The 20,547-nt window shown below is 51.2% G+C and carries 15 protein-coding genes; 10 read left to right on the top strand and 5 right to left on the bottom strand.

The window, feature by feature from the left end; all coding sequences use genetic code 11:
* Positions 1–29: 29 nt before the first annotated feature.
* Complete coding sequence (locus D9734_RS03470) at positions 30–1,937, bottom strand: ABC transporter ATP-binding protein (RefSeq protein ID WP_130205373.1); 1,908 nt, start codon at positions 1,935–1,937, stop codon at positions 30–32.
* Between the two features lie 11 nt (positions 1,938–1,948).
* A complete protein-coding gene (gene rlmKL / locus D9734_RS03465) occupies positions 1,949–4,057 on the bottom strand; it encodes a bifunctional 23S rRNA (guanine(2069)-N(7))-methyltransferase RlmK/23S rRNA (guanine(2445)-N(2))-methyltransferase RlmL (protein ID WP_130205371.1) in 2,109 nt (702 codons plus the stop codon).
* A gap of 242 nt (positions 4,058–4,299) precedes the next feature.
* Here rlmKL and ycbX point away from each other — a divergent pair, with 242 nt between their 5' ends.
* Positions 4,300–5,409: a 6-N-hydroxylaminopurine resistance protein YcbX gene (gene ycbX, locus D9734_RS03460; protein WP_130205369.1), complete on the top strand. Its 1,110-nt coding sequence runs from the start codon at positions 4,300–4,302 to the stop codon at positions 5,407–5,409.
* Here the strand turns inward: ycbX and zapC are convergent.
* The gene (gene zapC / locus D9734_RS03455; protein ID WP_064528385.1) at positions 5,406–5,948 is read right to left on the bottom strand and encodes a cell division protein ZapC; all 543 of its coding nucleotides are present in this window, start codon (positions 5,946–5,948) and stop codon (positions 5,406–5,408) included. The two genes, ycbX and zapC, sit on opposite strands and share 4 nt — an antisense overlap.
* Before the next feature lie 173 nt (positions 5,949–6,121).
* Positions 6,122–7,132 (bottom strand): quinone-dependent dihydroorotate dehydrogenase, encoded by a 1,011-nt coding sequence (gene pyrD / locus D9734_RS03450; protein ID WP_130205367.1) that lies wholly within the window; start codon positions 7,130–7,132, stop codon positions 6,122–6,124.
* A 236-nt stretch (positions 7,133–7,368) separates the two neighbouring features.
* Here pyrD and ssuE point away from each other — a divergent pair, with 236 nt between their 5' ends.
* The 5 genes from ssuE to ssuB are packed head-to-tail and all read left to right on the top strand — an operon-like array spanning position 7,369 to position 11,605.
* Positions 7,369–7,944 carry an NADPH-dependent FMN reductase gene (gene ssuE / locus D9734_RS03440; RefSeq protein WP_077737658.1) on the top strand — a complete coding sequence of 192 codons (576 nt, stop codon included), beginning with the start codon at positions 7,369–7,371 and terminating at the stop codon, positions 7,942–7,944.
* A complete protein-coding gene (gene ssuA, locus D9734_RS03435; RefSeq protein WP_130205365.1) occupies positions 7,937–8,896 on the top strand; it encodes an aliphatic sulfonate ABC transporter substrate-binding protein SsuA in 960 nt (319 codons plus the stop codon). Before ssuE ends, ssuA begins: the two co-directional genes overlap by 8 nt.
* Complete coding sequence (ssuD, locus tag D9734_RS03430; RefSeq protein ID WP_130205363.1) at positions 8,893–10,038, top strand: FMNH2-dependent alkanesulfonate monooxygenase; 1,146 nt, start codon at positions 8,893–8,895, stop codon at positions 10,036–10,038. The genes ssuA and ssuD overlap by 4 nt, the downstream gene beginning before the upstream one ends.
* An 11-nt stretch (positions 10,039–10,049) precedes the next feature.
* On the top strand, positions 10,050–10,841 hold the full coding sequence (gene ssuC / locus D9734_RS03425; RefSeq protein ID WP_130205723.1) for an aliphatic sulfonate ABC transporter permease SsuC: 792 nt from the start codon (positions 10,050–10,052) through the stop codon (positions 10,839–10,841).
* A complete protein-coding gene (ssuB, locus tag D9734_RS03420; protein ID WP_130205361.1) occupies positions 10,838–11,605 on the top strand; it encodes an aliphatic sulfonates ABC transporter ATP-binding protein in 768 nt (255 codons plus the stop codon). Before ssuC ends, ssuB begins: the two co-directional genes overlap by 4 nt.
* A gap of 198 nt (positions 11,606–11,803) precedes the next feature.
* On the opposite strand, the gene pepN is transcribed toward ssuB, so the two are convergent.
* On the bottom strand, positions 11,804–14,416 hold the full coding sequence (pepN, locus tag D9734_RS03415) for an aminopeptidase N (protein ID WP_130205359.1): 2,613 nt from the start codon (positions 14,414–14,416) through the stop codon (positions 11,804–11,806).
* A 265-nt stretch (positions 14,417–14,681) separates the two neighbouring features.
* On the opposite strand from pepN, the gene pncB reads away from it, so the two are divergent.
* The 4 genes from pncB to aspC all read left to right on the top strand — a co-directional run bounded on the left by pncB (position 14,682) and on the right by aspC (position 20,499).
* Positions 14,682–15,884 (top strand): nicotinate phosphoribosyltransferase, encoded by a 1,203-nt coding sequence (gene pncB / locus D9734_RS03410; RefSeq protein ID WP_130205357.1) that lies wholly within the window; start codon positions 14,682–14,684, stop codon positions 15,882–15,884.
* Positions 15,885–16,051: 167 nt separating this feature from the next.
* Positions 16,052–17,452, top strand: coding sequence for an asparagine--tRNA ligase (gene asnS / locus D9734_RS03405; RefSeq protein WP_130205355.1), 1,401 nt, complete (start codon positions 16,052–16,054; stop codon positions 17,450–17,452).
* 602 nt (positions 17,453–18,054) lie between these two features.
* Positions 18,055–19,125 carry a porin OmpF gene (gene ompF, locus D9734_RS03400; RefSeq protein WP_130205353.1) on the top strand — a complete coding sequence of 357 codons (1,071 nt, stop codon included), beginning with the start codon at positions 18,055–18,057 and terminating at the stop codon, positions 19,123–19,125.
* Positions 19,126–19,308: 183 nt separating this feature from the next.
* Positions 19,309–20,499 carry an aspartate transaminase gene (gene aspC / locus D9734_RS03395; RefSeq protein WP_130205351.1) on the top strand — a complete coding sequence of 397 codons (1,191 nt, stop codon included), beginning with the start codon at positions 19,309–19,311 and terminating at the stop codon, positions 20,497–20,499.
* Positions 20,500–20,547 lie beyond the last annotated feature (48 nt).

Here is a 20,547-nt window from a genome sequence, read left to right as displayed (position 1 = left end):
GTCTCTCTTTTCACTTAACTGATTAGCGATCAGCCACCATTTTTTAACGCTTCAAGATACTCCCAACGTTCAAATGCCTGCTCCAGTTCCTGTTCAGCGGAAGTCAGATCAGCGAGCACTTTTTGCGTATGCTCATGTGGCTGGCTGAAGAAAGAGGCATCTGCCACCTGCGCCTGTAAGGCTTCCAGTTTTGCTTCTAAATCTTCAAGCAGTTGCGGTAACTGTTCTAATTCGCGCTGCAATTTATAGCTTAGTTTGCTACTGCTGCGTTTTACAGTTTCTGCTTTCGGCGCAGCTACTTCTTCGTTTTTTTTCACCGCAGGCTGTTTTAACGCCACATACTGTTCTTGCTGTCCGCGCGCGTCGTGATAACCGCCGACATAACGGCCAATTTTGCCGCCACCTTCGAAGATCCAGCACTCTGTTACGGTGTTATCAACAAACTGACGATCGTGACTAACCAGCAATACTGTACCCTGGTAGCTGTCGATCAGCTCTTCAAGCAGTTCCAGCGTTTCAACATCGAGATCGTTGGTCGGTTCGTCGAGGATCAGTAAGTTACTGGGTTTCAGGAACAGACGCGCCAAAAGCAGACGGTTACGTTCCCCGCCAGAAAGCGCGCGCACCGGCGTCATCGCCCGTTTCGGATGGAACAGGAAGTCCTGTAAATAGCCCAGTACATGGCGCGGTTTACCGTTAACCATCACCTCTTGCTTACCTTCAGCAAGGTTATCCATCACCGTTTTGTCGGGATCGAGTTCCGCGCGGTGCTGGTCAAAATAGGCGACTTCCAGTTTAGTGCCGACGTGAATGCGTCCGCTGTCCGGCTGAAGTTGACCAAGCATCAGTTTCAGCAACGTGGTTTTGCCACAGCCATTCGGGCCAATCAGGGCAATTTTATCGCCACGCAGTACCTGGGCAGAAAAATCTTTCACCAGTTGCTTGCCGTCAACCTGGTAGCAAACGTCTTCCATTTCGAAAACGATCTTACCGGAGCGACTGGCCTCTTCCACCTGCATCTTTGCAGTACCCATCACTTCGCGACGTTCGCCACGCTCGCGACGCATTGCTTTCAGCGCACGCACGCGGCCTTCATTACGGGTACGGCGTGCTTTGATCCCCTGACGGATCCACACTTCTTCCTGTGCCAGTTTGCGATCGAACTCGGCATTTTGTAGTTCTTCCACGCGCAGAGCTTCTTCTTTTTCCAACAAATACTGGTCGTAATTACCCGGATAGGTGACCAGTTTGCCGCGATCGAGATCGACAATACGCGTCGCCATATTGCGAATAAATGAACGGTCGTGGGAGATGAAAATAATCGTACCGCTGAACGTTTTCAGGAAACCTTCCAGCCAGTCGATGGTTTCAATATCCAGGTGGTTTGTCGGTTCGTCGAGCAGCAACACGCGCGGATTACTCACCAGCGCTCGCCCTAATGCGGCTTTACGCAACCAGCCGCCGGAAAGCGACGACAGCGCGACGTTAGGATCCAGCCCAAGCTGCGCCAGCACTTCGTTGATGCGGTTTTCCAGTTGCCACAGGTTGTGGTGATCCAACTGTTCCTGAACCTTCGCCAGTTCGTTGAGATTCTTCTCGCTCGGGTCGTTCATCACCAGGCGCGAAATATCGTGATAGCGTTTCAGGTATTCCGCTTGTTCTTCAATGCCTTCGGCAACAAAATCATAAACGCTACCCTCAACGTTACGCGGTGGATCCTGCTGCAAACGCGCAACGATCAAATCTTGCTCGTAAATAATGCGACCGTCATCCAGCCCCTGTTCACGGTTAAGGATTTTCATTAACGTCGATTTGCCTGCACCGTTACGGCCCACCAGACAAACACGTTCGTTATCTTCGATATGCAGTTCTGCGTTATCGAGAAGCGGCGCGTCGCTGAACGACAGCCATGCGCCATGCATACTGATTAATGACATTACTATTCCTTTCAGGCTGCGGTAATCAGCCAGCAGTTGTGGATCTGGCGGTTACGGGCGAAATCCTGGGAGAGCGTTTTTTGCGTAATTTCTTGTGCTTTCAGTCCTAGTTTTGCCAGTCCATCGAGATCCATACGGAAGCCACGTTTGTTGTTCGAGAACATGATCGTCCCACCAGCACGCAGCAGACGTTTCAAATCTTTCATCAGCGCCAGATGATCGCGCTGAACATCAAACGCATCTTCCATTCGTTTCGAGTTAGAGAAGGTTGGTGGATCGATAAATATCAGATCGAACTGTTCATTTGCTTCACGTAACCACGCCAGGCAGTCGGCCTGAATCAGGCGATGCGCACGACCGGTTAAGCCGTTAAGGCGCAGGTTACGTTCTGCCCACTCCAGATAGGTACGCGACATATCCACCGTAGTGGTGCTGCGCGCGCCGCCTAATCCCGCGTGCACAGTGGCGCTACCGGTATAGGAGAACAGGTTGAGGAAATCTTTGCCTTTGCTCATCTGACCGAGCATACGACGGGCGATACGGTGATCGAGGAACAAACCAGTATCAAGATAATCCGTCAGGTTCACCCACAGGTGAGCGTTATATTCGGTAACTTCAAGAAACTCGCCCTTCTCGCCCAGTTTCTGGTACTGATTTTTGCCCTTCTGGCGTTCACGGGTTTTCAGCACCAGTTTGTTTGGCGCAATCCCGAGTACCGAAATGGTCGCCGCGATAATATCGAACAGACGTTGACGCGCTTTGTGCGCATCAATGGTTTTCGGCGGCGCATACTCCTGCACCACCACCCAGTCGGCATAACGGTCAACGGCAACGTTGTATTCCGGTAGATCGGCGTCGTACAGGCGGTAGCATTCAATGCCTTCCTGACGCGCCCACTTCTCGAATTTTTTGAGGTTCTTACGCAGACGGTTGGCGTAGTCTTCTGCCACCATTGCCGGTTTGCTGTCTGGAGTGCTTTCGGCAACGTGGTAATTTTTCTGCACGCAGTCTAATGGACCGTTTTTCGCTTTGTACTGTTTGTCTGCACGCAGCTGCAGGCAACTTAACAGATCCGGCGAGGCACTGAATAAAGAGAGATTCCAGCCGCCGAACTGGTTTTTCATGATTCGGCCCAGCAGGCTATGCAGCGCAATCAGCGCCGGTTCGCTGTCCAGACGTTCGCCGTAAGGCGGGTTGCTCAACACTGTACCGTACGGTCCTTTTGGCAGCGGATTGGTCAATTGCGCGACATCTTTCACTTCAAAAGTGATCAGTTCGCCAATCCCCGCAAGACGGGCGTTGGTGCGCGCACGTTGAATCACCCGCGCATCGCTGTCGGAACCGTAGAAATGAGAGTTGTACTCAGCCAGACCTTTACGGGCGCGGGTTTGCGCTTCCGCTTTTACTTCTTGCCAGATAGCTTCATCATGTTGCGCCCAGCCGCTAAAGCCCCAACGCCCGCGGTGCAAGCCCGGTGCGCGGTCGGTCGCCAGCATCGCCGCTTCAATCAGCAACGTACCAGAACCACACATTGGATCGAGCAGCGGTGTTCCTGACTGCCAACCGGAACGCATCACAATTGCCGCCGCCAGAGTTTCTTTGATCGGCGCAATACCCGCACGATCGCGATAGCCGCGCAGATGCAAACCATCACCACTTAAATCGAGAGCGATGCTGGCGGTTTCTTTATTTAGCCAGACGTTCACGCGGATATCCGGCGCATCACGATCGACATTCGGACGCGGCAGATTCTTACGGGTGAAAGCATCAACGATCGCATCTTTGACTTTCATCGCGCCGTACTGGCTGTTGCGGATGGTGTCATTCAGACCGCTGAAGTGGACAGCAAAGGTCGCGCCAGGATTAAACATCTCTGTCCAGTTGATCGCCTGAACGCCGAGATAAAGGTCTAAGTCGCTGTAAACCTTGCACTCGCCCAGCGGCAACATAATACGTGAGGCCAGGCGACTCCACATCAGGCTCTGGTAAACAAGCCGCGTGTCGCCCTTGAAATGGACCCCACCCTGAACCACCTGGCATTCAACGGCCCCCAGGTTTTCGAGTTCAGTTTTTAACAGCTCTTCCAGCCCACGGGCCGTACTGGCAAACAGAGAATTCATATCGTCACTTTTACTCTAAGGCCTACCGCAGTAGGCGTAATTGTTGCAGTCAGTTTGGACATGGACAGCATGGAGAAACCGGAACGTACACCAGTACGTGAGGATTTCGAGTACTGCCCAGGGCTAAACTGACAAATAAAATAGCCTAACGGGATAGGCACTAAGAAAATTGTTGCGCATTATAGCTAATAAGCGCGTCATGTCATAAAGTTGAGGGCTTATTTTCATTTGAGGACCGCACCGTGACGACATTAACCCGGCTTTTTATTCATCCTGTTAAATCGATGCGCGGCATCGGTCTGACACATGCTCTGGCTGATGTCAGCGGTCTGGCCTTCGATCGCACCTTTATGGTCACAGAACCTGACGGTACGTTTATTACTGCCCGCCAGTTTCCGCAGATGGTGCGATTTACCCCTTCGCCCGTGCATGACGGCTTACATCTCACCGCGCCAGATGGCAGCAGCGCATACATCCGTTTTGCTGATTTCGCTATGCAGGACGCGCCAACCGAAGTGTGGGGTAACCATTTTACTGCACGCATTGCGCCAGATGAGATCAACAAATGGTTAAGCGGCTTTTTCTCCCGTGAAGTGCAATTGCGCTGGGTAGGACCGCAGATGACACGGCGCGTAAAACGCCATAACACTGTACCCTTGTCGTTTGCTGATGGCTATCCGTATCTGCTCGCTAATGAAGCCTCACTGCGTGATGTGCAGCAACGCTGCCCGGCAAGTGTAAAAATGGAGCAATTTCGCCCCAATCTGGTGGTTTCCGGCGCGGCAGCCTGGGAAGAAGATACCTGGAAAGTGATTCGCATTGGCGATGTGGTGTTTGACGTGGTAAAGCCCTGCAGCCGCTGCATTTTCACCACTGTCAGCCCGGAAAAAGGACAAAAGCATCCGGCAGGCGAACCGTTAAAAACGCTGCAATCCTTCCGTACTGCCCAGGATAATGGCGATGTCGATTTTGGTCAGAATTTAATTGCCCGCAATAGTGGCGTTGTTCGTGTTGGTGATGCAGTGGAAATTCTTGCTACTGCACCGGCGAAAATCTACGGCGCGGCAGCCTCAGACGATACTCTCCCGACAAAGCAGCAAATGGATGCGAATGTAGATATCGACTGGCAAGGACTGGCATTTCGCGGTAATAATCAACAGGTATTGTTAGAACAATTAGAAAATCAAGGGATTCGGATCCCCTATTCTTGTCGCGCGGGCATATGTGGAAGTTGTCGAGTTCAGCTTCTGGAAGGCGAAGTCACCCCGCTGAAAAAATCAGCTATGAGCGACGACGGGACAATTCTTTGCTGTAGTTGTGTACCGAAGACTGCATTGAAACTGAAAGGTTAAACGGCCTGTTCAAGGCTGAAGCTGTCATAACTCATATGAGGTTTCAGCCTGTCATTCATAATTTTGATGGCGTCACCCAGTTGCATGGCGCGACCAGCGATGACAACACAAGGCTGCGCAAGGAGGCACAGCGCGGCATTTTCACCAGATTCAACAACCAGAAGGCTGACTTGTTCATTGGTATCGCTTAACCAGACACAGGCTGCATCACCCGGCACTGGCGACCACATTTCACCATGAGAAACAAAATGCCAGCTTTTCGGCATTTGCGGTTTGAGATAACGAACTGCCACCAGCGCATTAAGCACCAGTTCAGCTTTTTGTTCTTTTGATAAGTTAAGGTCGCGGCATTTTTCTTCAAACGAGAAATAGAGCGCGGCGTCATCAACGCAGAATCCCGCAGGAGAAAAGGCGTCTGGTGTCAACATCTTGCGCGCAAAACGTGAGCGAAATAGCATGCCATTGGCTAAATCAAGCATCATTCGATCATGCTCTTCATCATAATACCAACGCCAATTATCGTCTGGTTTAATTCGCATATGCTTCTCCTCTACCCTATAAATCCACTGCAACATATTCCATTGTTGCTTCGCTTAATAACCTCAACAAGAAAAGTACAAAATGTCTAAATAAGTAACAGCAATGAATATAAAACAACCAGGGCTGAAAATAAAGCCCTGATTATCTTATAAAGAGAAAATGAAAGAAATAATTAGATATGGTTAACGATTTCTTTAATCAGCGGCGGACCTTTAAAAATAAAACCGGAATAAATTTGCACCAAAGAAGCCCCCGCAGCTATCTTCTCGCGAGCAGCGATTACCGAGTCAATACCACCAACACCAATAATCGGTAAGCGGCCGTTTAATTCCTGCGACAAGCGACGAATAATTTCCGTACTTTTTAATTGTAAGGGACGACCACTTAAGCCACCAGTTTGATCACAATTTTTCATTCCCTGAACTAAAGAACGATCGAGGGTCGTATTAGTTGCAATGACGCCATCAATATTATGGCGAACTAAACTATCGGCGACCTGGATCAACTCTTCTTCAGAAAGATCCGGCGCGATCTTCACTGCTATTGGTACATATTTGTGGTGGTGCGCTTGCAGATCATTTTGTTTATTTTTAATTGCCGTTAATAAATCATCCAGCGCTTCGCCATATTGCAGAGTGCGTAATCCCGGGGTATTTGGTGATGAAATATTGATGGCAATATATCCTGCATAGGCGTAGATTTTTTCCATACAAATCAGATAGTCATCTTTGCCTTGCTCAACCGGCGTATCTTTATTTTTGCCGATATTGATTCCCAGAACACCGTCGTAATGGGCTTTTTTAACGTTCTCTACGAGGTTATCAACGCCGAGGTTATTAAAACCCATACGGTTTATTAAACCTTCAGCATCTACCAGGCGAAAAAGACGAGGTTTATCGTTTCCTGGTTGTGGACGCGGGGTGACAGTACCGATCTCGATCGATCCAAATCCCATTGCACCAAGGGCATCAATACACTCCCCGTCTTTATCAAGACCGGCAGCCAGGCCAAGCGGGTTTTTAAAGGTCAGTCCCATACAGTTAACCGGCTTCGCTGGAACATTTTGCCGAACAAGCGCTTCAAATGGTGTTCCGGTGATGCGGCGTAATTGCTGAAAAGTAAACTCGTGTGCGCGCTCTGGATCGAGCTGGAAAAGGGCTTTACGAACGAAGGGGTAGTACATGAACTCTCCTGGATTCCCGGTGTGCAAACCGGGGGCGTATTATGTGCGAGTTCGCAGCAAAAGGGAATTGACCTGCGGCAATAAATAGCAAACGTTTTCTTGTTGCGCCTTTTTTATGCTTTTTTTGGCTTTCCTTCTTCAGATAAATCATTTCGACTCACGAACGCCCTCTGTCAGACTGACCGAATTGTTATCAATGTTAACAAAACAAGAACAATTGGTTATAAGGAGAGAGTATGCGTGTCATCACCCTGGCGGGTAGTCCTCGCTTTCCTTCTCGCTCCAGTTCCTTACTGGAATATGCGCGGGAAAAACTGAATGGCCTGGATGTTGAGGTTTATCACTGGAATCTGCAAAACTTCGCCCCGGAAGATCTGCTCTATGCCCGTTTCGATAGTCCGGCACTCAAGACCTTCACCGAACAGCTGCAACAGGCCGATGGGCTGATCGTCGCCACGCCTGTGTATAAAGCCGCCTATTCCGGTGCGCTGAAAACCCTGCTCGACCTGCTGCCAGAACGCGCTTTGCAAGGCAAAGTAGTGCTACCGCTGGCGACGGGCGGCACCGTGGCCCATCTACTGGCGGTCGATTATGCCCTTAAACCAGTTTTAAGTGCGCTGAAAGCCCAGGAGATCCTGCACGGCGTGTTTGCCGATGACTCGCAGGTGATTGATTATCAGCACAAGCCGCTATTCACGCCAAATCTACAAACCCGTCTTGATACCGCGCTTGAAACTTTCTGGCAGGCATTGCACCGCCGCGATGTTCAGGTTCCTGACCTTCTGTCTCTGCGAGGTAATGCCCATGCGTAACATCATTAAACTGGCGCTGGCGGGCTTACTTAGCGTCTCTACACTCGCGGTTGCCGCGGAATCTTCGCCCGAGGTGTTACGGATTGGCTATCAGAAAAGCAACATCAGTTCGGTACTGGCGAAAAATTACCAGTTGCTGGAAAAACGCTATCCGCAAACCAAAATCTCCTGGGTGGAGTTCCCGGCTGGCCCGCAGATGCTGGAAGCGCTGAACGTCGGCAGTATTGATCTCGGCAGTACCGGGGATATTCCGCCCATCTTTGCTCAGGCCGCCGGGGCTGATTTGCTGTATGTGGGCGTCGAGCCGCCAAAGCCAAAAGCCGAAGTGATTCTGGTGGCAGAAAACAGCCCGATCAAAACCGTGGCCGATCTTAAAGGCCACAAAGTTGCCTTTCAGAAAGGCTCCAGTTCGCACAACCTTTTACTGCGCGCCCTGCAACAGGCCGGGCTTAAATTCACCGATATCCAGCCCACTTACCTGACGCCAGCTGATGCCCGCGCCGCGTTCCAGCAAGGTAACGTCGACGCCTGGGCTATCTGGGATCCCTACTACTCCGCCGCGTTATTACAGGGCGGCGTGCGGGTGTTGAAAGATGGCACCAGTCTCAATCAAACCGGATCGTTTTATCTGGCCGCTCGTCCCTATGCAGAAAAAAACGGCACCTTTATTCAGGGTGTGCTCACAACCTTTAGTGAGGCCGATGCGTTAACCCGCAGCCAGCGCGAGCAAAGCATCGCTTTACTGGCAAAAACAATGGGCTTACCGGCTCCGGTAATTGCCTCTTACTTAGATCATCGCCCTCCTACCACCATCAAACCGGTTAACGCCGAGGTTGCCGCCTTACAGCAGCAAACAGCAGATCTGTTTTATGAAAACCGTCTGGTGCCGAAAAAAGTCGATATTCGCCAGCGCATCTGGCAGCCCACGCAACTGGAAGGAAAACAATTATGAGTCTGAATATGTTCTGGTTTTTACCGACCCACGGTGACGGACATTACCTGGGAACGGAAGAAGGTTCACGCCCGGTTGATCACGGTTATCTGCAACAAATTGCGCAAGCGGCGGAACGTCTTGGCTTTACCGGTGTGCTAATTCCAACGGGGCGATCGTGTGAAGATGCGTGGCTGGTTGCGGCGTCGATGATCCCGGTGACGCAGCGGCTGAAGTTTCTTGTCGCCCTGCGCCCCAGCGTAACCTCACCTACCGTTGCCGCCCGCCAGGCCGCCACGCTTGACCGTCTCTCTAATGGGCGTGCATTGTTTAACCTAGTCACAGGCAGCGATCCACAAGAGCTGGCAGGCGACGGCGTGTTCCTTAATCATAGCGAGCGTTACGAAGCCTCGGCGGAATTTACCCAGGTCTGGCGACGTTTATTGCTGGGCGAAACCGTCGATTTCAACGGAAAACATATTCATGTGCGGGGAGCCAAACTGCTCTTCCCGCCGATTCAACAGCCATATCCTCCGCTTTACTTTGGCGGATCGTCAGACGTCGCCCAGGAGCTGGCGGCAGAACAAGTTGATCTCTACCTCACCTGGGGCGAACCACCAGAACTGGTTAAAGAGAAAATCGAACAAGTGCGGGCGAAAGCTGCCGCGCATGGACGAAAAATTCGTTTCGGTATTCGCCTGCATGTGATTGTCCGCGAAACCAACGACGAAGCGTGGCAGGCCGCCGAGCGGTTAATCTCTCATCTTGATGATGAGACTATCGCCAAAGCACAGGCCGCATTCGCTCGGACGGATTCCGTAGGACAACAGCGAATGGCGGCGCTACATAACGGCAAGCGCGACAATCTGGAGATCAGCCCCAATTTATGGGCGGGCGTTGGCTTAGTCCGCGGCGGTGCCGGGACGGCGCTGGTGGGCGATGGTCCTACGGTCGCCGCGCGAATCAACGAATACGCCGCGCTTGGCATCGACAGTTTTGTGCTTTCGGGCTATCCACATCTGGAAGAAGCGTATCGGGTTGGCGAGTTGCTGTTCCCGCTTCTGGATGTCGCCATCCCGGAAATTCCCCAGCCACAACCGCTGAATCCGCAAGGCGAAGCGGTGGCGAATGATTTTATCCCCCGTAAAGTCGCGCAAAGCTAAGGAACACGATGATGGCAACGCCAGTGAAGAAGTGGTTATTACGCGTTGCCCCCTGGTTTTTACCGGTGGGCATCGTGGCGGTGTGGCAACTGGCCTCCTCAGTTGGCTGGCTGTCGACGCGTATTTTGCCCTCTCCGGAAGGAGTGGTGACGGCGTTCTGGACGCTCTCCGCCAGCGGCGAATTGTGGCAGCATCTGGCGATCAGCTCCTGGCGGGCGTTGATTGGCTTTTCAGTTGGCGGATCGCTGGGGTTGATTCTGGGACTGATTAGCGGACTGTCGCGCTGGGGAGAACGGCTGCTGGATACCTCAATTCAGATGTTGCGCAACGTGCCGCATCTGGCACTGATCCCGCTGGTGATTTTGTGGTTTGGCATTGATGAATCCGCGAAAATCTTTCTGGTGGCGCTCGGCACGCTTTTCCCCATTTATATCAATACCTGGCACGGCATCCGTAATATCGATCGCGGGCTGGTGGAAATGGCGCGTAGCTATGGCTTATCCGGATTACCGCTGTTTATCCATGTGATCCTGCCTGGCGCCCTACCCTCAATTATGGTCGGCGTGCGCTTCGCGTTAGGTCTGATGTGGCTAACGCTGATTGTTGCTGAAACCATTTCTGCTAATTCTGGCATTGGTTATCTGGCGATGAATGCGCGGGAGTTTTTGCAAACGGACGTGGTGGTGGTTGCCATTATTCTCTACGCCCTGCTCGGCAAACTTGCTGACGTCAGCGCGCAACTTTTAGAGCGCCTCTGGTTGCGCTGGAACCCGGCTTATCATCTGAAGGAGGCCACTGTATGAATACTGCTCGTCTGAACCAGGGTACGCCGCTACTGCTCAATGCGGTAAGCAAACATTACGCGGAAAATATCGTCCTGAACCAACTGGATTTGCATATTCCGGCAGGCCAGTTTGTGGCGGTAGTGGGCCGCAGCGGTGGTGGCAAAAGTACCCTGCTGCGACTGCTGGCCGGGCTGGAAACGCCAACCGCAGGCGATGTGCTGGCAGGCACAACACCGCTGGCTGAGATTCAGGATGATACGCGAATGATGTTTCAGGATGCGCGTCTGCTGCCATGGAAATCGGTGATTGATAACGTTGGGTTAGGCCTTAAAGGCCAGTGGCGCGATGCCGCTCGTCGGGCGTTGGCTGCGGTAGGGCTGGAGAATCGCGCGGGGGAATGGCCGGCCGCTCTTTCTGGCGGGCAGAAACAGCGTGTGGCGCTGGCGCGAGCGTTGATCCATCGACCGGGTTTATTGTTGCTTGATGAACCACTCGGTGCGCTGGACGCTTTAACGCGACTGGAGATGCAGGATTTGATTGTGTCACTCTGGCAGGATCATGGCTTTACTGTTTTGCTGGTGACGCATGATGTGAGCGAAGCGGTAGCGATGGCTGACCGGGTGCTGTTAATTGAAGAAGGAAAAATTGGTCTGGATTTGACGGTGGATATCCCCCGTCCGCGCCGGTTAGGATCAGTACGATTAGCGGAGCTGGAAGCGGAAGTGTTGCAGCGGGTGATGCATCGTGGGCATTCTGAACAACCGATTCGGCGTCATGGTTAATATGCCGGATGCGGCGCACAAAACCAGCAGCTTCAACGGGCTTGTAGGCCTGATAAGACGCGTCAAGCGTCGCATCAGGCAGTTGGACACGGTTGCCGGATGCGGCGTGAACGCCTTATCCTGCCTACAAAACCAGCAGTTTCAACGGGTTTGTAGGCCTGATAAGACGCGTCAAGCGTCGCATCAGGCATGTTTGTATCAAGCCAGTGCTTTAGTTATCTTCTCGTACAGATCGCCAGAGAGATTTTCCAGCCCTTTCAACTGTTCCAGCGCCGCGCGCATTTTCTCCTGACGTTTGGCATCATAACGTTTCAGGCGAATCAGCGGCTCAATCAGACGTGAAGCCACCTGTGGGTTACGGCTGTTGAGGTCGGTAAGCATTTCCACCAGGAACTGGTAACCGCTGCCATCTTCGGCATGGAACGCTGCCGGGTTGCTGCCCGCAAATGCACCAATTAACGAACGAATACGGTTCGGGTTGCTCATGGTAAATGAGCGATGCTGCAACAGACCACGCACCGTCTCCAGCACATTCGCCGCCGGGCTGGTGGCTTGCAGGATAAACCATTTATCCATCACCAGACCGTCCTGATGCCACTTATCGTCGTATTCCTGCATCAACTTGTCACGGCATGGCAACTGCGCAGCAACCGCCGCAGAGAGCGCCGCCAGCGCATCGGTCATATTGTTCGCTTCGTGGAACTGCTTGCTCACCAACACATCAGCCAGATGCGTTTCACCAAAAGCGAGGAAGCGCAGGCAGGCGTTACGCAGCGTCCGTTTCGCAATATCTTCATGCTCAACGCGATACTCACTCTGGTAATTCGCGTTATAGATTGCCAGCAGCTCATCCGCCAGTTCAGTCGCCAGAGTACGAGTGAGTGCTTCGCGTACTTCGGCAATAGCAATCGGATCAATGATATCGAACAGTTCCGCCATTTCATTGACGGAAGGCAGTGTCAGAATTTCTGCCGCCAGTGCCGGGTCAATCTTCTCATCCAGCAGTACCGCGCGGAAAGCATCGGCAACGTGTGCTGGTAAAGACAATGGTTGACCTTGCTGATGACGGGCGACGTTCAGCTTGATGTAGGTTGCCAGCAAACTTTGCGCCGCGTCCCAGCGAGAGAAGTCATTACGCGCATGACGCATCAGGAAGGTCAGTTGCTGATCGCTCCACTTATATTCCAGTTTCACTGGCGCAGAGAATTCGCACAGCAGCGCAGGCACCGGCTGGAAGTAGACATTATCAAAGACAAAGGTCTGTTCCGCCTGGGTGACGTTCAGCACTGAATTCACCGGATGATCGCCTTTCTGCAACGGGATCACTTTGCCTTCGTTGTCATACAGTTCGATGGCAAACGGAATATGCAGCGGCTGTTTTTCTGCCTGATCCGGCGTAGCAGGCGTGCGCTGGCTGATGGTCAGGGTGTACTGCTCGGTTTCCGGATTGTAGTCGTCTTTGACGGTCACAACCGGCGTGCCGGACTGACTGTACCAACGGCGGAAATGGGAGAGATCGACATTCGACGCATCTTCCATTGCCTGAACAAAGTCGTCACAGGTCGCTGCACTGCCATCATGGCGCTCGAAATAGAGCTGCATCCCTTTCTGGAAGTTTTCTTCGCCCAGCAGGGTGTGGATCATACGGATCACTTCCGCGCCCTTCTCGTAAACGGTCAGGGTGTAGAAGTTGTTCATTTCAATGACCATGTCCGGGCGGATCGGGTGCGCCATCGGGCTGGCGTCTTCCGCAAACTGCAATCCGCGCATGGTGCGCACGTTATTGATGCGGTTAACTGCGCGGGAACCAAGGTCAGAGCTGAATTCCTGATCGCGGAACACCGTTAAGCCTTCTTTCAGACTAAGCTGGAACCAGTCGCGGCAGGTCACACGGTTACCGGTCCAGTTATGGAAATATTCATGACCGATAACGCGTTCAATATCAAGGTAATCTTTGTCGGTGGCGGTGTCGGTGCGCGCCAGTACATACTTGGAGTTAAAGATATTCAGACCTTTATTCTCCATCGCGCCCATATTGAAGAAATCCACCGCAACGATCATATAGATGTCGAGGTCATACTCCAGGCCGAAGCGTTCTTCATCCCACTTCATGGAATTTTTCAGGGACGTCATCGCCCACGGAGCGCGATCAAGGTTGCCGCGATCGACATACAGCTCCAGCGCTACTTCGCGGCCAGAACGCGTGGTGAAGGTGTCGCGCAGCACGTCGAAGTCGCCTGCCACCAGCGCAAACAGGTAGCACGGTTTCGGGAACGGGTCCTGCCACTGTACCCAGTGACGTCCGTTTTCCAGTTCGCCTTGCGCAACGCGGTTACCGTTGGAAAGCAGGAATGGATATTTGGTTTTATCGGCAATAATTTTGGTGGTAAAACGCGCCAGCACGTCCGGGCGGTCGAGATAATACGTAATATGGCGGAAACCTTCGGCTTCACACTGAGTGCAAAGCGCATCGCCTGACTGATAAAGCCCTTCCAACGCGGTATTCGCTGCCGGACTAATTTCATTAACAATCTTGAGCGTAAAACACTCCGGCAAATTACTGATGACCAGTGCGCCCTCTTCTTCTTTCCAGGCGTTCCACGGCTCATCATTAATATGAATAGAAACCAGTTTAAGATCTTCGCCATCAAGACGAAGCGGTGCATCTGATGCACCATGACGGACAGCCTGGCTGACTGCGGTAACTACCGTCTTTTGCGCGTCCAGGTCAAAGGTCAAGTCAATATCAGTAATCTGGTAATCCGGCGCACGATAATCGTGACGGTATTTGGCTTGTGGCTGTTGAGTCATAAATAACCTTTAGCATCTTTTATAGAGTCTGGTGTTCAGTCTATTCCTGTTGCGTAAATCTCGCTACGCAGAATCTTCATCTTTTCAGGTACAAACGCTTTTATTGCTACATTTGTATAACATACACAGCGCAACGCTATCGACCATAAAGGTGGCATATGGTGTGATCGGGGTTCAATAAATTGCGAAACAAGGTATACTCCAGCAGTTTCCTAAGATGTTTATTGTACTAAACGCTCCCGTAAGAGGACGCTACTGCGCACCTATGACACAATTCGCTTCTCCTGTTCTGCACTCGTTGCTGGATACAGATGCTTATAAGTTGCATATGCAGCAAGCCGTGTTTCATCACTACTATGATGTGCATGTCGCGGCGGAATTTCGTTGCCGTGGTGACGATCTGCTGGGTATTTATGCCGATGCTATTCGTGAACAGGTTCAGGCGATGGAAAACTTGTGCCTGCGGGATGATGAATATCAGTGGCTCTCTGCCCTGCCTTTCTTTAAAGCCGACTATCTCGACTGGCTGCGTGAATTCCGCTTTAATCCGGAACAGGTCACTGTTAGCAACGATAACGGTAAGCTGGATATTCGTTTAAGCGGTCCGTGGCGTGAAGTCATCCTATGGGAAGTTCCTTTGCTGGCGGTCATTAGTGAACTGGTACATCGCTATCGCTCACCGCAGGCCGACGTTGCGCAAGCCCTCGACACTCTGGAAAGCAAATTAGTCAACTTCTCGGCGTTAACCGCCGACCTTGATATGTCGCGCTTCCATCTGATGGATTTCGGCACTCGCCGCCGTTTTTCTCGCGAAGTACAAGAAACCATCGTTAAACGTCTGCAACAGGAAAAGTGGTTCGTTGGCACCAGTAATTACGATCTGGCGCGTCGCCTTTCCCTTACGCCGATGGGAACCCAGGCACACGAATGGTTCCAGGCACATCAGCAAATCAGCCCGGACCTTGCCAACAGCCAGCGAGCTGCACTTGCTGCCTGGCTGGAAGAGTATCCCGATCAACTGGGGATTGCGTTAACCGACTGTATTACGATGGATGCATTCTTACGTGATTTCGGTGTGGAGTTTGCCAGCCGCTATCAGGGCTTGCGTCATGACTCTGGCGACCCGGTAGAATGGGGCGAAAAAGCGATTGCACATTATGAGAAACTGGGGATTGATCCGCAAAGCAAAATACTGGTTTTCTCCGACAATCTGGATTTACCTAAAGCGGTTGAGCTTTATCGCCACTTCTCTTCTCGCGTACAATTAAGTTTTGGCATTGGTACACGCCTGACTTGTGATATTCCTCAGGTAAAACCCTTGAATATCGTGATTAAACTGGTGGAGTGTAACGGTAAACCGGTGGCGAAACTTTCTGACAGCCCTGGCAAAACTATCTGCCATGACAAAGCGTTTGTCCGCGCGCTGCGTAAAGCATTCGACCTTCCGCACATTAAAAAAGCCAGTTAATATCATCAGGGAGCCATAACGGCTCCTTTTTTGCCTTTTATTCCGAAATCTTTTGCCCCATCTGCGAATTCTGCTTGTCTGATTGCAGATGCCAGGTAACATAGGTATCCCCCCATTGACGGGTGGACAAGTGTTTATTTTTTCCGACTATTAACAGAGAGAATATTATGAGCGTTGTGCCTGTAGCCGACGTACTCCAGGGCCGCATAGCCGTTGACAGCGAAGTCACCGTGCGCGGATGGGTACGTACCCGCCGAGATTCAAAAGCTGGCATCTCCTTCCTCGCCGTTTATGACGGTTCCTGCTTTGATCCTGTACAGGCTGTCATCAATAATTCTCTGCCCAATTACAATGAAGACGTACTGCGTCTGACCACCGGTTGCTCGGTCATTGTGACGGGTAAAGTCGTGGCATCGCCGGGCCAGGGGCAACAATTTGAAATTCAGGCCAGCAACGTTGAAGTTGCCGGTTGGGTTGAAGATCCAGACACTTACCCGATGGCCGCAAAACGCCACAGCATCGAATATCTGCGTGAAGTCGCTCACCTGCGTCCGCGTACCAACCTGATTGGCGCAGTAGCACGCGTTCGCCACACGCTGGCACAGGCACTGCATCGCTTCTTTAACGAGCAGGGCTTCTTCTGGGTTTCTACGCCGCTGATTACCGCGTCCGATACCGAAGGCGCTGGCGAAATGTTCCGCGTTTCAACGCTGGATCTGGAAAACCTACCACGTAACGATCAGGGCAAAGTCGATTTCGATAAAGACTTCTTCGGTAAAGAGTCTTTCCTGACCGTATCTGGCCAGTTGAACGGCGAAACTTATGCCTGTGCGCTGTCGAAAATTTATACCTTCGGCCCGACCTTCCGTGCTGAAAACTCCAACACCAGTCGTCACCTGGCGGAATTCTGGATGCTGGAGCCAGAAGTCGCGTTTGCTAATCTGAACGATATCGCCGGTCTGGCTGAAGCCATGCTGAAATATGTCTTCAAAGCAGTTCTCGAAGAACGTGCTGACGACATGAAATTCTTCGCTGAACGCGTGGACAAAGATGCTGTAAGCCGCCTGGAACGTTTCATTGAAGCAGACTTCGCCCAGGTTGATTACACCGAAGCAGTCACCATCCTTGAAAACTGCGGTAAGAAATTTGAAAACCCGGTTTACTGGGGCGTCGATCTCTCTTCTGAGCACGAGCGTTATCTGGCGGAAGAACACTTTAAAGCACCGGTAGTGGTTAAAAACTATCCGAAAGACATTAAAGCGTTCTATATGCGCCTTAACGAAGACGGTAAAACCGTTGCCGCAATGGACGTACTGGCGCCGGGTATCGGTGAGATCATTGGTGGTTCGCAGCGTGAAGAGCGTCTGGACGTGCTGGACGAGCGCATGCTGGAGATGGGCCTGAACAAAGAAGATTACTGGTGGTATCGCGATCTGCGTCGCTACGGTACTGTTCCACATTCCGGTTTCGGTCTTGGCTTTGAACGCCTGATTGCCTACGTGACCGGCGTACAGAACGTGCGTGACGTGATTCCTTTCCCACGTACTCCGCGTAACGCCAGCTTCTAATTCACTTCCTGAAAGAGCCAGCGCACGCTGGCTCTTTTTTATCCCCTTCTGTCAAGTTATCTGTTTGTTAAGTCAATCAATCTATTTGCAACCCCTCAAGGCCCCTCTTCCTGTTACGGAATATTTCTCTGAAATATTTGCGAACAAAAAATTAACCCACAGTCTTATTGCGGATTAGCAATTTCTTAGCTGATAGCACAATTTTTATACTTATTTTTGGCTTTCTGGACGCCTGAAAGCGTGATTCAGCGAGACTGCGGGGAAAAATGATCAGAAAGAAAATTTTCGTTTAGTTAATTTAAACATAAGGAAATCATATAAATAGATCAAATTCACTGCAAATATCATTAAAGTCCAATGGAAATATGACGGCGTTCACAAAGCCCCTTAAATTTTACCATTGGTTACACACTTTTGCTTTTTGTAACTATATCTTTATCTTTGTAGCACTTTCACGGTAGCGAAACGTTAGTTTGAATGGAAAGATGCCTGCAGATACATAAAACACCAAACTCTCATCAATAGTTCCGTAAAGATTCATTGACAGAACTTATTGGCGGCAGTGGCAGGTGTTATAAAAAAAACCATGAGGGTAATAAATAATGATGAAGCGCAATATTCTGGCAGTGATTGTCCCTGCTCTGTTAGTAGCAGGTACTGCAAACGCTGCAGAAATCTATAACAAAGATGGCAACAAAGTAGATCTGTACGGTAAAGCTGTCGGTCTGCATTATTTTTCCAAGGATAACGGTGAAAACAGTTACGGTGGCAATGGTGACATGACCTATGCCCGCCTTGGTTTTAAAGGGGAAACTCAAATCAATTCCGATCTGACCGGTTACGGTCAGTGGGAATACAACTTCCAGGGTAACAACTCTGAAGGTGCTGACGCTCAAACTGGCAACAAAACCCGTCTGGCATTCGCTGGTCTGAAATACGCTGACGTAGGTTCTTTCGATTACGGTCGTAATTACGGTGTTGTTTATGACGCACTGGGCTACACCGATATGCTGCCAGAGTTCGGTGGCGATACCGCATACAGCGATGACTTCTTCGTTGGTCGTGTAGGCGGCGTTGCTACCTACCGTAACTCCAACTTCTTTGGTCTGGTTGATGGCCTGAACTTCGCTGTTCAGTACCTGGGTAAAAACGAGCGTGATACTGCACGACGTTCTAACGGCGACGGTGTTGGCGGTTCCATCAGCTACGAATTCGAAGGCTTTGGTATCGTTGGTGCTTATGGTGCAGCTGACCGCACCGACCTGCAAGAAGCTCAGCCTCTCGGCCAGGGTAAAAAAGCTGAACAGTGGGCAACTGGTCTGAAGTATGATGCAAATAACATCTACCTGGCTGCAAACTACGGTGAAACCCGTAACGCCACCCCGATCACTGGTGGCTTTGCCAACAAAACGCAAGACGTTCTGTTAGTTGCGCAATACCAGTTTGACTTTGGTCTGCGCCCGTCCATCGCTTACACCAAATCTAAAGCGAAAGACGTAGAAGGCATCGGTGATGTTGATCTGGTGAACTACGTTGAAGTGGGCGCAACCTACTACTTCAACAAAAACATGTCCACCTATGTTGACTACATCATCAACCAGATCGATTCTGACAACAAACTGGGCGTAGGTTCTGATGATACCGTTGCTGTAGGTATCGTTTACCAGTTCTAATAGCAGACCTCTTTGTTAAATGCCGAAAAAACAGGACTTTGGTCCTGTTTTTTTATGCCTTCCAGAGCAATCTCACGTCTTGAAAAAACAGCCTGCGTTTTCATCAGTAATAGTTGGAATTTTGTAAATCTCCCGTTACCCTGATAGCGGACTTCCCTTCTGTAACCATAATGGAACCTCGTCATGTTTGAGAACATTACCGCCGCTCCTGCCGACCCGATTCTGGGTCTGGCCGATCTGTTTCGTGCCGATGAACGTCCCGGCAAAATTAACCTCGGGATTGGTGTCTATAAAGATGAGACGGGCAAAACCCCGGTATTGACCAGCGTTAAAAAGGCTGAACAGTATCTGCTCGAAAATGAAACCACCAAAAACTACCTCGGCATTGACGGTATTCCTGAGTTTGGTCGTTGTACTCAGGAACTGCTGTTTGGTAAAGGTAGCGCCTTAATCAATGACAAACGTGCACGTACAGCCCAGACCCCAGGTGGTACCGGGGCATTACGTGTAGCTGCCGATTTCCTGGCAAAAAATACCAGCGTTAAGCGCGTGTGGGTGAGCAACCCAAGCTGGCCAAACCATAAGAGCGTATTTAACTCTGCGGGTCTGGAAGTTCGTGAATACGCTTATTACGATGCGGAAAATCACACTCTGGACTTCGACGCTTTAGTTAACAGTCTGAACGAAGCTCAGGCTGGTGACGTTGTCCTGTTCCACGGCTGCTGCCATAACCCTACCGGCATCGATCCTACACTGGAGCAATGGCAAACGCTGGCGCAGCTTTCTGTTGAGAAAGGCTGGCTGCCGCTATTTGACTTCGCTTACCAGGGTTTCGCCCGTGGTCTGGAAGAGGATGCTGAAGGTCTGCGCGCTTTCGCGGCTCTGCATAAAGAGCTGATCGTCGCCAGTTCCTACTCTAAGAACTTTGGCCTGTACAACGAGCGTGTTGGCGCTTGTACTCTGGTTGCCGCAGACAGTGAAACTGTCGATCGTGCATTCAGCCAGATGAAAGCAGTAATTCGCGCAAACTATTCTAACCCACCGGCTCACGGGGCTTCGGTTGTTGCCACGATCCTGAGCAACGAGGCTTTGCGTGCGATCTGGGAACAAGAGCTGACCGATATGCGCCAGCGCATTCAGCGTATGCGTCAGTTATTTGTTAATACACTGCAGGAGAAAGGCGCAAACCGCGACTTTAGCTTTATCATCAAACAGAATGGTATGTTCTCTTTCAGTGGCCTGACAAAAGAACAGGTACTGCGTCTGCGTGAAGAGTTTGGCGTGTACGCTGTTGCTTCTGGTCGCGTAAACGTGGCCGGAATGACGCCAGATAACATGGCGCCGCTGTGCGAAGCGATTGTGGCTGTGCTGTAAGCGTTAAAACCAATGAAGCCCGCTGAAAGCGGGCTGAGACTGATGACA

The organism is Escherichia sp. E14S1 (genome assembly GCF_004211995.1).
Classification (GTDB): domain Bacteria; phylum Pseudomonadota; class Gammaproteobacteria; order Enterobacterales; family Enterobacteriaceae; genus Escherichia.
Note: the sequence above shows the minus strand (reverse complement) of the source record. Positions and strands in the feature narration are given on the sequence as shown.